Raw genomic sequence first — 14,115 nt, 5'->3', positions numbered from 1 at the left:
GCTTTATGGCGACGCCACCAGGCGGTAGCCGATGCCGCGCACCGCCTGGAGGAACAGCGGATTGGCGGGATCGGTCTCGATCTTGCGCCTGAGGCGATTGATCTGCACGTCGACGGCGCGCTCGTTGACGCTGCCATTGCCGGTGAGCGCGCTGCGCGGCACGGTCTCGCCCGGTGCCTCCGACAGGATCCGCAGCATCTCGCGCTCGCGGTCGGTGAGGTGGATGACCTCCTCGCCCTGGCGCAATTCGCCGCGATCGAGATGGTAGACGTAGGGGCCGAATGCGATTTTCTCGACCGCCGCGGCCTGCGGCGGTGGCGCGGCGCGCTTGAGGATATTGTTGATGCGCAGCGCAAGCTCGCGCGGCTCAAACGGTTTTGCCACGTAATCGTCGGCGCCGATTTGCAGGCCTTCGATGCGGGCTTCGGCCTCGTGCCGCGCCGTCAGCATCACGATCGGCACCGAGGAGGAGGTCCGGATGAAGCGGGCAAGGTCGAAGCCGGTCTCGCCGGGCATCATGACGTCGAGGATCAGGAGATCGAAATGCAGGCCCATGAGCTTCGAGCGTGCATCGCCGGCGCTTGCGGCAGTGGTCACGCGATAGCCTTCGCTGGCGAGGAAGCGCGACAGCAGATCGCGGATGCGACGGTCGTCGTCGACCAGCAGCAGATGCGGCGCATCGTCGGCCGGTTCTACCGGCGGGCGGGCTAGCGTGGCAGCGAGTGGCACGTTCACTCCTTTCCGTCTTGATTGACGTTGGCGAAGATCGTCTCCAGCACCTTGTCCGGATCGTCGCGGTCGATCATCGCGCGCAGGAAGCGCTTGACGGTCTCGGCATCCTGCGGCGCCATCTCGGCGAGTGCCTTGGTGATCCGCGTGGTCTGGAGCCCGGCGAGCTTCTGCACCAGCGCCTCGCCCTTCGGCGTCGCGTAGAGCAGGCGCTGGCGGCGGTCGTTGTCGCCGGTCTTCTGCACGATATAGCCCTCGTCCAGGAGCTGCTTGAGCACGCGGCCGAGCGACTGTTTTGTGATGCGCAGGACGTCGAGGAGATCGGCGACCTTGAGGCCGGGATAGCGGTAGACGAAATGCATGACCCGGTGGTGGGCCCGGCCGAAGCCGAAAGCCTCCAGCTCCTGGTCGGGATCGCCGACGAAATCACGATAGGCGAAGAACAGCAGTTCAATGATATCCCAGCGCAAATTGCCTCCATCGCCTGCGGCCGGCCGCGGCTCGGCTGCGTCTTGAGGGGGAGTTGCGAAATTTATGTCAGGCATATTGACGTATCTTGGGTTCAATGTTACAAAACGATCAGCCCGCACGAAATTTTAGATCGCTTCGCGTCGGGTGGCAGTTCTAGGAGCGGCCGGAGAGAGCCGGACAGGCGGCGACGGCCGAAGCAGATCTACCGTGCGATTGTCGAGCGGCATTTCGGCAAAACATACTGGACTTCCGCCTTCCGCAAAAGCATGTCCTCGGCGACATGCTGGCCACGGAAACCGGCCGTAACAAGGCTGGCGGCGGTCCAGCCACAACCTAATCAAGCCAGCCGGGCCCGAACAGGGCAGGCGGGCGCCAGAACAGCGCCGCTACCGGCAGCGGGAGGCAAGGACATGAGTATGAAATTCGACATCCAGCCCGCATCCAATCCGACATCCGAGAAGGACCGCGTCGCCAAGCTGGTGGATCCCGGCTTCGGGCGGGTCTTCACCGATCACATGGCGATCGTCCGCTACAACCAGGCCAAGGGCGGCTGGTACGAAGCACGCGTCGAGGCGCGCGCCAACTTCCAGCTCGATCCGGCCGGCGCGGTCCTGCACTACGCCCAGGAAATCTTCGAAGGCCTCAAGGCCTACAAGCGTGACGACGGCGGCGTGAACCTGTTCCGCCCGGACGCCAATGCGCGCCGCTTCAAGGACTCCGCCGACCGCATGGCGATGGCGCAGCTGCCAGAGGACGTCTTCATCGAGGCGGTCGAGCAGGTCGTGCGCATCGATCGCGCCTGGATGCCGGGCGGCGAGGGCAGCCTTTATCTGCGCCCCTTCATGATCGCGAGCGAGACCTTCCTCGGCGTCAAGCCGTCGTCCGAATACATCTTCGCGGTGATCGCTTCTCCGGTTGGCTCCTATTTCAAGGGCGGACCTGCGCCGGTCTCGATCTGGGTGTCGGAGAACTACACCCGCGCCGCGATCGGCGGCACCGGCGCCGTCAAGTGCGGTGGGAACTATGCCGCGAGCCTGCGTGCGCAGGCCGAAGCGATCCAGCACGGCTGCGATCAGGTCGTCTTCCTCGACGCGGTCGAGCGCCGCTACATCGAGGAGCTCGGCGGCATGAACGTCTTCTTCGTGTTCGACGACGGCTCGCTCTCGACGCCGCCGCTCGGCACGATCCTGCCCGGCATCACCCGCGACTCCATCATCGCGCTCGCGAAGGATGCCGGCAAGACGGTGCGCGAGGAGCCGTACTCGCTCGACCAGTGGCGCAAGGATGCGGCGAGCGGCAAGCTCAAGGAAGCGTTCGCCTGCGGCACCGCTGCCGTGATCTCGCCGATCGGCAAGGTGCGCTCGGTGAGCGGCGATTTCGAGATCAGCGGCGGCGCCGCCGGCCCCGTCGCCACGGGCCTGCGCAAGCAGCTCATCGACATCCAGTACGGCCGCACCAACGATCCGCACAACTGGATCAAGAAGGTGCTTTGAGACGCTTTGAGATTATTTCCCCTCTCTCGCGAGGGAGAGGGGAAACGCGCAATGTTTGTGGCTTTTCGCGCCATGAACGTGTGGCTGCCGACACGCGACAAAGCCAGGAGACATCGAAGCATCCTGGACATCGTGAACATGGCAACAAAACTCTCCCAACCGCTGAAGTGGATCGTTCTCGCCGCAATCACCGGCGTCAGCGTTTTCGGCATCCTGACCATCGGGCCCATGCCGGAGGTCGTCGCACAAGACCGCTCGCCGATCGTCGACGTGCGCACCACCGATCCCGAGATGAACACCGCGATCGCGCGCGCCCGCGGCACGCTTCCGACCTTCTGGGCGTCCTATGACGCGCCAAAGCCGTCGGAGACCGGGCACGCCTTGAAGGTGCGCTTTTCGACCCGCAGAGGCGGAGAGCATATCTGGATCGGCGAAGTGAAAAAGCTGCCGAACGGCACCTATTCGGGCCTCTTCGCCAACGAGCCGCGCGATCTGCCGGGCAAGCGGGCCGGCGACGCGGTCAAGTTCAGCGAAGCGGACATTTCAGACTGGATGTTCATGCGCAACGGCAAGATCGTCGGCGGCGAGACCATCAAGCCGACGCTGAAGTCGCTGCCAAAGGCGGATGCGGAAGCGCTGAGGGCCCGGATGGAGCAGCCGTAAGTCTCTTACCCTCTCCCAGCAAGCGGGGCGAGGTAAAGCGAACTCCGGTTGCCGCCTCCCGCGTCGGCTGGTAAACGCCGCGCATGGCCGAGAAACCCAAAAAACCCCAGAAACTGAAGGCGCGCCTGCCGCGCGGGCTCGAGGATCGCGATCCCTCGGCGATCCGGGCGACGCGCGAGATGGTCGAGAAGATCCGCGCCGTCTACGAGCTCTACGGGTTCGAGCCCGTGGAAACGCCGGCGATGGAATACACCGATGCGCTTGGCAAGTTCCTGCCCGACCAGGACCGGCCGAACGAGGGCGTGTTCTCGTTCCAGGACGATGACGAGCAGTGGATCAGCTTGCGCTACGATTTGACCGCGCCGCTCGCCCGCTATGTCGGCGAGCGATACGGCACCGACGGTCTGGTCCTGCCCTACCGCAGCTACCGCGTCGGCTACGTGTTCCGCAACGAGAAGCCCGGCCCCGGCCGCTTCCGCCAGTTCATGCAGTTCGATGCCGACACGGTCGGCTCGGCGACGCCGGCGGCGGATGCCGAGATCTGCATGATGGCCGCAGACACGATGGAGGCGCTCGGCATTGCGCGCGGCTCCTATGTCGTGAAGGTCAACAACCGAAAAGTGCTCGACGGCGTTCTGGAAGCCATCGGGCTCGGCGGTGACGAGAACGCCGCGCGCAGGCTGACCGTGCTGCGCGCGATCGACAAGCTCGACAAGTTTTCCGCCGACGAAGTGCGCAAGCTGCTCGGTCCCGGACGATGGGATGGCGGCGAAGAAGGCAAGGGCGACTTCACGAAAGGCGCCAATTTGAGCCCCGCTGAGGCTGACGTCGTTCTCGCCATCACCAAGCCGCGCGACGATTGGAAAGACGCGATCGCCGCGGCGGAAACTTACCTCGCCAAGAGCGAGATTGGTCAGGCCGGCGTCAGCGAGCTGGAAGAGATTGCCAGACTGGTGACAGCGTCGGGTTATGGCGCAGACCGCATCAAGATCGATCCCTCCGTCGTGCGCGGCCTCGAATATTACACCGGCCCCGTCTACGAGGTCGAACTGCTGCTCGAGACCAAGGATGAAAAGGGCCGGCCGGTGCGGTTCGGCTCGGTCGGTGGTGGCGGCCGCTACGACGGCCTCGTCTCGCGCTTCCGCGGCGAGCCGGTGCCGGCGACCGGTTTCTCGATCGGTGTGTCCAGGCTTCAGGCCGCGCTGACGCTGCTCGGCAAGCTCGACACGCGGCCCGAATTCGGCCCCGTCGTCGTCACCGTGTTCGATCGCGACCGTGTCGCCGACTACCAGAAGATGGTGGCGTCCTTGCGCGCAGTCGGCATTCGTGCCGAGCTCTATCTCGGCAATCCCAAGAACATGGGCAACCAGCTCAAATATGCCGACCGCCGCAACTCACCTTGCGTGATCATCCAGGGCTCGGATGAAAAGGCGCGCGGCGAGCTGCAGATCAAGGATCTGATCGAAGGCGCCAAGGCCGCCGCCGCCATCGCCTCCAACCAGGAGTGGCGCGAGAGCCGCCCGGCGCAGTTCTCGTGCAGCGAAGCCGACCTCGTCGCAAAAGTGCGTGAAGTCCTCGCGCGCCATGACGTGAGCTGGGGCTAGCCATTCGCAAGCAGCGTCATGCCCGGGCTTGTCCCGGGCATCCACGTCCTGTTTGATGGGAAAGAACGTGGATGGCCGGGACAAGCCCGGGCATGACGAACGCAGCAGGGAGAAGACGATGCCTGAGATTACCGTCAGCATGGCCGAAGGCCGCACCGACGAGCAGAAGGCCGGCATGATGCGCGACATCACCCAGGCCCTGGTGAAGAATCTCGGCGTCGATGCCGACGCCGTCGTCATCCAGATCAACGAAGCCCCGCTCCGCCACAAGATGAAGGGCGGCAAGACCTTTGTTGAGCGCGCGGCGGCTGCGAAGAAATAGTTTCGGCTGGTTCGGCAAACACAACTGTCGTCCCCGCCTAGTGCGCAATTGCGCACGGGAGCGGGGACCCATAACCACAGGGAGTGGTTATTTGGCGAGCTGGTAACTCCGAGTCTTCGCCAAACTACTCCCTGTGGTTATGGGTCCCGGATCAGCGCTCCGCTTCGCTGCGCTTGTCCGGGACGACAGCGGAGTTTGAGGCCCCCATGGACGCACGCGACTTCATCAAGGTCGGCATGAGCGCCGAACGCACGCTGGTGGTGCCGGCTGAGCGGACGGTCGGGCATTTCGTGCCCGGCATGCCCATGGTCTATGCGACGCCGATGATGATTCTGGAGATGGAGATGACGTCGGGCGATGCGATCCGCGCCGCGCTTCAGCCGGGCTGGGTCACCGTCGGCACCGAAGTCGACATTCGCCACCTCGCAGCCGCTCTCGTCGGTGCGACGGTGCGGACCACCGCGAAGGTGGTCGCAGTCGAGCGCCGCGTCATCCGCTTCGAGGTCGAGGCGTTCGAGGGCACGCGCAGGCTCGGCGAAGGCCGCCATGCGCGCGGGCTCGTGAATGTCGAGATGTTCAACAAGCGGCTGGCCGCAGGCTCGAAACTGTAGTCGTAGGGTGGGCAAAGGCGCGAAGCGCCGTGCCCACCATCCTTTCGGGATCGCGAACGAAGTTGGTGGGCATGCTTCCGCCTTCGCTCGTCGAGCTTCGGCGGACAAGCCGCTTTGCCCACCCTACGGCACTTGTTTACTTCGCCAGTTCCTTCGACCGCTTCGTCGCGGCCGCGATCGCGCGGATCATCAGATCGCGCAGGCCCGGCTCGCCCATCAGCACGCCGAGTGCCGCGGCCGTGGTGCCGCCGGGCGAGGTGACGTTCTGGCGCAGCGTGCTGGAGGGAAGCTCCGACTGATGCAGAAGTTCACCAGAGCCGGCGACGGTCTCGCGTGCAAGCTTCGTCGCCAGCGCCTCGGGCAGTCCGGCTTCGACGCCGGCGCGCGCGAGCTCTTCGGCGAGCAGGAACACATAGGCGGGGCCTGAGCCGGACACCGCGGTGACCGCATCCATCAGGCCTTCATCCTCGACCCATTCGACCGAGCCGGTCGCACGCAGCAGCGCATCGGCCACGGCGCGCTGAGCGGCACTGACGTTCTTCGCCGCGACGGCCACCGTGATGCCGCGGCCGATCGCGGCCGGCGTGTTCGGCATCGCGCGCACCACGGCGCCACCGCAGACCTCTTCTAGCGATGCGATCGTGGTTCCCGCCATGATCGAGACCACCGAGGTCTTGTCCGAGACGAATTGCTTCAGCCTGGCGCCGGCCTCGCGGAACATCTGCGGCTTCACCGCGACGACCAGAGTCTCGACCGTGCCGGCGGCCTTGACATCGGGATTGAGCGCAACGCCGTTGGCGGCAAGCGCGGTGATCTCAGGTGAGATGTGCGGATCGATCACCGCGACGCGACGCGGATCGAGCCCGCCCGAAAGCCATCCGGTCAGCATCGCGCCGCCCATCTTGCCGGCGCCGGCGAGGAGGATGGTGCCGGTGATGTTCTTGAGAGTGCTGTTTGCCATCGCTGCCGCCACACGTTCGCTGTCGTCCCCGCGAAAGCGAGGACCCCCGCGCGAGCGCTTGCGCTCGTCGCATAACCACAGTTGGTTCTAGTGGATGAAGGTGGTGGCAACAAGCCGCATGCCACAAGGGACATCACGCGGTATGGATCCCGGATCTTCGCTGCGCTCGTCCGGGACGACAGCGGAGGGCGAGGCGAGCCTTACGCCTCTCCCACCGTGTCGAACATCGCCGCGTCCATCGCCTGCGCGGTGGTCTTGCCGGCCCACACCACGAACTGGAACGCGGGAAAGTAGCGCTCGCAGGCATGGATGGCGCCGGCGAGCATGGCTTCGCATTGCGCGGTCGAGGCGGTGAGCCCGCCCGGCAGCACCAGGGCCTGGCGGTGCATGATCATGCCGGTGTTGGTCCACAGATCGAAATGGCCGACCCATAGCTGCTCATTGACCGCGGCGACGAGCCGTTGCACTTCGCTCCGCCGCGCAACCGGAATCTTCATGTCGAAGGCGCAGGCCAGATGCAGCGCCTCGATCTCGCCCATCCACGTGAAGGAGATCTGATAGTCGGTCCATTGTCCCTTGGAGACAATCGTGAGCTCGTCTTCGCCGGAGCGTTCGAACGGCCAGTTGTTGCTGGCAGCGATGTCCTCGACCACCGCGAGCGGGTGATTTCTGGAATCGATAGTGCCTTCGAGCAGGGACATTCCGTCTCGACCTCTTGCCTTTTTGTTGTCTTTGATACGCACTCGGTCGGCCCGGCGCGCTCCCTCAACGTCGCTGTCGCGATCCCCTCGGATCAGCGCGAGCCTGTCGCGGATCAAGTGATGTGATTTGCGGAATCTGCGCAACTGGCTGCCGAGTCCGTCCACAAGCCAGGACTCGTTCGTCCACAGCTCATCTCCGCCACAATTCTTAACGAATGAGAACAAATCGGAATCGGATTCGCCGATGGCGCGCCAATCGTTAATTCCGCCGGGCGAGGTCACACCCGTCATGGCGGCATGGGACCATGCGGTTTTTCATGCGGAACACGCTTGCTGCGGCCGCCGGCCGGCGTCATATTTCGCCTCAGGCCGTTCATCCCGGGCGGCCGATGTTCTCAGGGCGGGGTGAAAGTCCCCACCGGCGGTAAGGGTCGCAAGGCCCAAGCCCGCGAGCGCCTTCCCCCAAGGATCTTCCTGAAAAGGAATTTTGCCGAAGGGAAGGGTCAGCAGATTCGGTGCAACTCCGAAGCCGACGGTTAAAGTCCGGATGAAAGAGAACGGTCGGTGGCAGACGCATCGCAAGGTGCGGCTGCTTGTCGTTCCGTGTGCCCTGATTCTGGTCCTTTGAAGGAAAGCCATGAATCAGATGTTGCAAGACCCCCAAACCGAAACTTCCGAAGTCACCCAACCGCCGGTTCCGCAGGATCCGGCACCCGAGCATCCGCGCTTCGCGAAACCGCAGCGGGTGGCCTTCGTGCAGGCCTGCTGGCACCACGACGTGGTCGAGGAGGCCCGCATCGCCTTCGTGAAGGAGGCAGCCGCGCGTCACCTCAATCATGTCGACGTGTTCGAGGTGCCGGGCTCGTTCGAGATCCCGCTGCATGCGCAGATCCTCGCCAAGACGCGGCGCTATACCGCGATCGTCGCGGCGGGCCTCGTCGTCGATGGCGGCATTTACCGCCACGAGTTCGTCGCCGACACCGTGATCAAGGCGCTGATGGACGTGCAGCTCCGCACCGAGGTGCCGGTGTTCTCGGCCGTGCTGACGCCGCAGCAATTCCACGAGACCGAGGTGCACTACGATTTCTTCCGCAGGCACTTTGCGATCAAGGGCGTCGAGGTCGCGGAAGCCTGCGCCAACACACTGCTCGGGCTTGAGCGCCTGCGCGGCCAGGTCGCGGCGGGCATCGTGTAGCTGTCCGCTCACACGCCGCTGATTGTCAATCCCGTCGCCGTCCCTATAAAGTCGGCGGCGGGAGGAGGCCGGCCGTGGAGACGGGGCGGCCGACAAGATCATGTTCGAAGGACACGATCCCTATCTCGTCGCGCTCTCTGTGGTGATCGCGAGCCTGGGTGGCTATACCGGCTTTGCGCTTGCTGCTCGCATCCGCAACACGCCCGGCGTCAGCAACCGCGTTCTGCTCGCGGGTGCGGCTGCGTTTCTGGCCGTCGGCATCTGGACCATGCATTTCGTCGGCATGCTGGCCGCGCCGCTGCCGCCCGACACCGTCTATCTCGTCCTGCCCACCATCATCTCGTTCCTGATCTGCGCGCTGGTGGTCGGCATCTCCTTGTTCTTTGTCTCGATCGGCGAACCGTCCCTGAAGCGGGTGGCCTCGTCGGCCGTTTTGCTCGGCGTCGGCATCGCCAGCATGCATTATGTCGGCATCCACGGCCTCGCCGGTCATTTCGGCATCGTGCACGACAAGACTATGGTGGCGCTGTCGGTCGTGGTGGCGATCGTCACCGCCTATGGCGGTTTGCGCGCCTTCCTGGCGCAGCAGGAGGGCGTCCGGCTGATCGTCAGCTCGGTTGCGTTTGGCATCGCCGTCTCCGGCATGCATTACACGGCGATGCTCGGCATGCATTTCGAGCCGCTGACCGGCGCGGTGCATCACCATGCCGGCGGCGGTCTTGCCGCGTCGCAGCAAATCCTGTCGATCATCGTTGCGGTGCTGTGCTTCGTCATCGCAGCCGGCTTCCTGCTGTCGCTGGTTCCCGATCAACGGCGTCAGACGTCGAACTCTGTTGCTGCCGAACCGCCTGCTTCGCCGGTCGCGGCGGCCGCCATCGAACTGATCGCTGCGCCGGCTGCAGCTCCGCGCCCGGTGGCCCCGCTCGGCGGTCTCGGCCAGCCGCCCCGCGCGCCGGTTCCCCGGTTGCCGGTCGAGAGCGCCGACGGCACGCACTTCATCGAGACGGCCAATGTCCGCAGCGTCCGGGCCGATGCGCACTACACCCGTGTTCACGACGGCACCCGCGAGCGAATGTGCCCCTGGTCGATCTCGGAGGCCGAGGCCCAGCTCGACCCCTCGCTGTTCCTGCGTGTGCACCGCAGCCATATCGTCGCGATCCCCCATGTCGCGCTGGTCCGGAGAGAGGGCGATGGCGCCGTGCTCGAGCTCGACGGCCCGTCGCCGCACCGGGTGCCGGTGAGCCGGGCCAAGATCGCCGAGGTGAAGGCGCGGCTGGGGCTGGCGAATAGGCGGCAGGCGTAGAGTCGGGCCGCACGGGAGGCGCGCTCTTCCTTACCGTCCCCCTCCAGGGGAGGGTAAGTGGCCGCCGCGCCATAACGTCGCTAGCCCTGACGCAATTCGTGCGTTCCCCGCCGCAACTCGTGCGAAATCCGATGTTCCGTGCCCCAACGATTGCGGGCAGCCCTGCCGGGAGTGACCGTCCCCTCCAACGTCCGCGCCGTCACGCGCCAGAGGACGACGAGGAGGAGATGATGATCCCAGGCTCATTCAGCTATCACCGGCCGGCGAGTGTCGCCGATGCCGTCAAGCTCTTGGCAGACCTTGGCGAAGATGCACGGCCCCTGGCCGGCGGGCACAGCCTGGTGCCGATGATGAAGCTTCGGCTCGCCACCCCCGCCCATCTGATCGACCTGCACGGCATCGCCGCCCTCAAGGGCATCCGCCGCGACGGCCAAAATCTCGTCATCGGCGCGATGACCACCCAGCATGAGCTGCTGGCCTCCGACGACGTCGCCAAGGCGATGCCGATCCTGCACGAGGCGGCGCTGCTGATCGCCGATCCGCAGGTGCGCTACCGCGGCACGATCGGCGGTAATGTCGCCAATGGCGATCCCGGCAATGACATGCCGGCGCTGATGATGACTTTGGGGGCGAGCTACCGGCTCGAAAGCGCCGGCGGTGCCCGTGACGTCGCGGCCGCGGACTTCTACCAGGGCGCCTATTTCACCGCGCTCGAGCCCGGCGAGATCCTGACCTCCGTCTCGGTTCCCGTGCCCGCGGCCGGCCACGGCTCCGCCTACGAAAAACTCAAGCGCAAGGTCGGTGACTACGCCACCGCCGCCGCCGCCGTGGTCCTCACCATGTCCGGCGGCAAGGTCGCGACCTGCTCGATCGGGCTCACCAACGTCCACGAAACGCCGCTGCTCGCCACTGATGCCGCCAACGCCGTGATCGGCACCAGCCTCGATGCGGCCACGCTGAAGAGGGCAGCAGCAGCCGCCGAAGCGATCATGGCACCGGCCGCCGATGCGCGCGGACCGGTCGAATACCGAAAACATGTCGGCGGCATCATGGTGACGCGCGCGCTGCAGCGCGCCGCTGCTGTCGCGAAGTAAGGGAGAGATCAATGGCCAAAACACACGTCACCATGAAGGTGAACGGCGCCGAGGTCGAAGGCCTCGTCGAGCCGCGCACGCTGCTGGTGCATTTCATCCGCGAGAATCTGCAGATGACCGGCACCCATATCGGCTGCGAGACCACCCATTGCGGCGCCTGCACCGTCGATATCGACGGCATGTCGGTGAAGTCCTGCACCATGTTTGCGGTGCAGGCCGAGGGCAGCGACATCACCACGGTCGAAGGCATGGCCAATGCCGACGGCACGTTGTCGGCTTTGCAGGAAGGCTTCCGCATGATGCATGGCCTGCAATGCGGCTTCTGCACGCCCGGCATGATTGTCCGCGCGCATCGGCTGCTGAAGGAAAATCCCTCGCCGAGCGAGCCGGAAATCCGCATGGGCATCTCCGGCAACATCTGCCGCTGCACCGGCTACCAGAACATCGTCAAAGCCATTCAATACGCCGCCGCAAAAATCAACGGCGTCGAATTCCAGGAGGCCGCAGAATGAACGACCTCACTCCCACGCGGGAACAACGTACCGCCGCACTCGAAGGCATGGGCTGCAAGCGCAAGCGCGTCGAGGACATCCGCTTCACGCAGGGCAAGGGCAATTACGTCGACGACGTCAAGCTGCCGGGCATGCTGCATGGCGACTTCGTCCGCTCGCCGCACCCGCATGCGCGCGTCAAGAAGATCGACGACAGCGAGGCGCTGAAGGTGCCCGGCGTGCTCGCGGTCATCACCGCCGAGACGCTGAAGACCGTCAACCTCGCCTGGATGCCGACGCTCGCCGGCGACGTGCAGATGGTGCTGGCCGACGGAAAAGTGCTGTTCCAGAACCAGGAGGTCGCCTTCGTGGTCGCGACCGACCGCTATGCGGCCGATGACGGCATCAACGCGGTGATCGTCGAGTACGAGCCTCTCGCCCCGCTGGTCGATCCCTTCAAGGCGATGGACGCGAACGCGCCGGTGCTGCGCGAGGATCTCGTCGGCAAGATGTCCGGCGCGCATGGTCCGCGCAAGCACGACAACCACATCTTCGAGTGGACCGTCGGCGACAAGGAACTGACCGACGCGGCCTTCAACAAGGCCGAGGTCAAGATCAAGGAGATGATTTCCTATCACCGCACCCATCCGTCGCCGCTGGAAACCTGCCAGTGCGTCTGCTCGTTCGACAAGATCAAGGGCGAGCTGACGATCTACGGCACGTTCCAGGCCCCGCATGTGATCCGTACCGTGGTGGCGCTGATCGCGAAGCTGCCGGAGCACAAGATCCACGTCATCGCGCCCGATATCGGGGGTGGCTTCGGCAACAAGGTCGGCGCCTATCCCGGCTATATCTGCGCGGCGGTGGCCTCCATCGTCACCGGCAAGCCGGTGAAATGGGTCGAGGACCGCATCGAGAACCTGACCGCGACCTCGTTCGCGCGCGACTATCACATGACGACTGAGATCGCCGCGACGAAAGAAGGCAAGGTCACAGGCCTTCGTGTTCACGTGCTCGCCGATCACGGTGCGTTCGATGCCTGCGCCGACCCGTCGAAATGGCCGGCCGGCTTCTTCAACATCGTCACCGGCTCCTACGACTTCCCGACCGCGCATCTGGCGGTGGATGGCGTCTATACCAACAAGGCACCGGGCGGCGTCGCCTATCGCTGCTCGTTCCGTGTCACGGAGGCGGCCTACTGCATCGAGCGTGCCATGGATATTCTGGCGCAGAAGCTCAACATGGATCCGGCTGAGCTGCGCTTGAAGAATTTCATCAAGCCGGAACAGTTCCCGTATCACTCGGCGTTGGGCTGGGAATACGATTCCGGCGACTACCACACCGCCATGCGCAAGATGATGGAGACGACCGGCTACGCCGCGCTCCGGAAAGAGCAGGCGGAGAAGCGGGCCGCGTTCGCGCGCGGTGAGACCCGCGAGATCATGGGGCTCGGCGTCTCCTTCTTCACCGAGATCGTCGGCGCCGGCCCGTCGAAGAATTGCGACATCCTCGGCATCGCCATGTTCGATTCCTGCGAGATCCGGATGCATCCGACCGGGGCCGGCATCGCGCGGATGGGCACCAAGAGCCAGGGCCAGGGCCACGAGACCACTTGGGCCCAGATCATCGCGACCGAGATCGGCATTCCCGCCGACAACATCATGGTCGAGGAGGGCAACACCGACACCGCGCCTTACGGGCTCGGCACCTATGGTTCGCGCTCGACGCCGGTCGCGGGTGCCGCGATCGCCATGGCCGCACGAAAGATCAAGGCCAAGGCGCAGATGATCGCGGCCTACAAGCTCGAGGTCCACGAGGACGATCTCGAATTCGACATCGACGGCTTCCGGGTGAAGGGTCTGCCGGAAAGATTCATGTCGATGAAGGATATCTGCTGGGCGGCCTACAATTCGGTGCCGCCGGGCATGGAGCCGGGGCTGGAGGCGGTTAGCTATTACGATCCGCCCAACATGACCTATCCGTTCGGCGCTTATCTTTGCGTGATGGACATCGACGTCGATACCGGCGTGTACAAGGTCCGGCGCTTCTATGCGCTCGACGATTGCGGCACCCGCATCAATCCGATGATCATCGAGGGCCAGGTGCATGGCGGCCTCACCGAAGCCTTCGCGATCGCGATGGGCCAGGAGATCCGCTACGACGACGTCGGCAACGTCGTCACCGGCTCGTTCATGGATTTCTTCATGCCGACCGCGGTGGAGACGCCGCATTGGGAAACCGACTTCACCGTCACCCCGTCGCCGCATCACCCGATCGGCGCCAAGGGCGTCGGCGAAAGCCCGAATGTCGGCGGCGTGCCTGCCTTCTCCAATGCCGTCAACGACGCGTTCTCGTTCTTAGGGTCCACGCACATCCAGATGCCTCATGATTTCTGGCGCAACTGGAAGGCGGCGAAGGATCTCGGGGCGGTGGCGTAGTGTTGTCGTCATTGCGAGGAGCGAAGCGACGAAGCAATC

Annotated in this window: 14 protein-coding genes and 1 riboswitch; of the genes, 10 read left to right on the top strand and 4 right to left on the bottom strand. The window is 64.9% G+C overall.

What is annotated here, in order from left to right:
- Nucleotides 1-3: 3 nt before the first annotated feature.
- A complete protein-coding gene (locus AC5ZFO_RS30965; protein WP_282522011.1) occupies nucleotides 4-735 on the bottom strand; it encodes a response regulator in 732 nt (243 codons plus the stop codon).
- Nucleotides 732-1,274: a MarR family winged helix-turn-helix transcriptional regulator gene (locus tag AC5ZFO_RS30960; RefSeq protein WP_282522012.1), complete on the bottom strand. Its 543-nt coding sequence runs from the start codon at nucleotides 1,272-1,274 to the stop codon at nucleotides 732-734. Before AC5ZFO_RS30960 ends, AC5ZFO_RS30965 begins: the two co-directional genes overlap by 4 nt.
- A gap of 336 nt (nucleotides 1,275-1,610) precedes the next feature.
- Between AC5ZFO_RS30960 and AC5ZFO_RS30955 the strand changes: the two genes are divergently transcribed.
- The 5 genes from AC5ZFO_RS30955 (at nucleotide 1,611) to AC5ZFO_RS30935 (ending at nucleotide 5,893) form a co-directional block, all read left to right on the top strand.
- Nucleotides 1,611-2,693, top strand: coding sequence for a branched-chain amino acid aminotransferase (locus AC5ZFO_RS30955; RefSeq protein WP_282522013.1), 1,083 nt, complete (start codon nucleotides 1,611-1,613; stop codon nucleotides 2,691-2,693).
- Nucleotides 2,694-2,831: 138 nt separating this feature from the next.
- Nucleotides 2,832-3,356, top strand: a complete 525-nt coding sequence (locus AC5ZFO_RS30950; RefSeq protein WP_282522122.1) for a YegJ family protein — start codon at nucleotides 2,832-2,834, stop codon at nucleotides 3,354-3,356.
- Nucleotides 3,357-3,439: 83 nt separating this feature from the next.
- Nucleotides 3,440-4,960, top strand: coding sequence for a histidine--tRNA ligase (gene hisS / locus AC5ZFO_RS30945; protein ID WP_282522014.1), 1,521 nt, complete (start codon nucleotides 3,440-3,442; stop codon nucleotides 4,958-4,960).
- Between the two features lie 55 nt (nucleotides 4,961-5,015).
- A complete protein-coding gene (locus AC5ZFO_RS30940; RefSeq protein ID WP_282522015.1) occupies nucleotides 5,016-5,282 on the top strand; it encodes a tautomerase family protein in 267 nt (88 codons plus the stop codon).
- A 206-nt stretch (nucleotides 5,283-5,488) separates the two neighbouring features.
- Nucleotides 5,489-5,893: a thioesterase family protein gene (locus AC5ZFO_RS30935; RefSeq protein WP_282522016.1), complete on the top strand. Its 405-nt coding sequence runs from the start codon at nucleotides 5,489-5,491 to the stop codon at nucleotides 5,891-5,893.
- A 136-nt stretch (nucleotides 5,894-6,029) separates the two neighbouring features.
- Here the strand turns inward: AC5ZFO_RS30935 and proC are convergent, their stop codons facing one another.
- Both proC and AC5ZFO_RS30925 read right to left on the bottom strand, forming a co-directional pair.
- Nucleotides 6,030-6,854 carry a pyrroline-5-carboxylate reductase gene (gene proC, locus AC5ZFO_RS30930; protein WP_282522017.1) on the bottom strand — a complete coding sequence of 275 codons (825 nt, stop codon included), beginning with the start codon at nucleotides 6,852-6,854 and terminating at the stop codon, nucleotides 6,030-6,032.
- A gap of 200 nt (nucleotides 6,855-7,054) precedes the next feature.
- A complete protein-coding gene (locus AC5ZFO_RS30925) occupies nucleotides 7,055-7,555 on the bottom strand; it encodes a type III secretion system chaperone family protein (protein WP_028169834.1) in 501 nt (166 codons plus the stop codon).
- A gap of 387 nt (nucleotides 7,556-7,942) precedes the next feature.
- Nucleotides 7,943-8,118, top strand: a riboswitch (FMN riboswitch).
- 74 nt (nucleotides 8,119-8,192) lie between these two features.
- Between AC5ZFO_RS30925 and AC5ZFO_RS30920 the strand changes: the two genes are divergently transcribed.
- The 5 genes from AC5ZFO_RS30920 to AC5ZFO_RS30900 all read left to right on the top strand — a co-directional run bounded on the left by AC5ZFO_RS30920 (nucleotide 8,193) and on the right by AC5ZFO_RS30900 (nucleotide 14,076).
- Nucleotides 8,193-8,750, top strand: coding sequence for a 6,7-dimethyl-8-ribityllumazine synthase (locus AC5ZFO_RS30920; RefSeq protein ID WP_282522018.1), 558 nt, complete (start codon nucleotides 8,193-8,195; stop codon nucleotides 8,748-8,750).
- Nucleotides 8,751-8,850: 100 nt separating this feature from the next.
- Nucleotides 8,851-10,053 (top strand): MHYT domain-containing protein, encoded by a 1,203-nt coding sequence (locus tag AC5ZFO_RS30915; protein WP_282522019.1) that lies wholly within the window; start codon nucleotides 8,851-8,853, stop codon nucleotides 10,051-10,053.
- 230 nt (nucleotides 10,054-10,283) lie between these two features.
- Nucleotides 10,284-11,147 carry an FAD binding domain-containing protein gene (locus AC5ZFO_RS30910; RefSeq protein WP_282522020.1) on the top strand — a complete coding sequence of 288 codons (864 nt, stop codon included), beginning with the start codon at nucleotides 10,284-10,286 and terminating at the stop codon, nucleotides 11,145-11,147.
- Nucleotides 11,148-11,158: 11 nt separating this feature from the next.
- On the top strand, nucleotides 11,159-11,659 hold the full coding sequence (locus tag AC5ZFO_RS30905; protein ID WP_282522021.1) for a (2Fe-2S)-binding protein: 501 nt from the start codon (nucleotides 11,159-11,161) through the stop codon (nucleotides 11,657-11,659).
- Nucleotides 11,656-14,076 (top strand): aerobic carbon-monoxide dehydrogenase large subunit, encoded by a 2,421-nt coding sequence (locus AC5ZFO_RS30900; protein ID WP_282522022.1) that lies wholly within the window; start codon nucleotides 11,656-11,658, stop codon nucleotides 14,074-14,076. The genes AC5ZFO_RS30905 and AC5ZFO_RS30900 overlap by 4 nt, the downstream gene beginning before the upstream one ends.
- The last annotated feature ends 39 nt before the right edge of the window (nucleotides 14,077-14,115 follow it).

It is taken from the genome of Bradyrhizobium sp. Unk1, assembly GCF_059512345.1.
The sequence above is the reverse complement of the archived record's forward strand: the minus strand, read 5'-3'. Positions and strand labels throughout refer to the sequence as shown.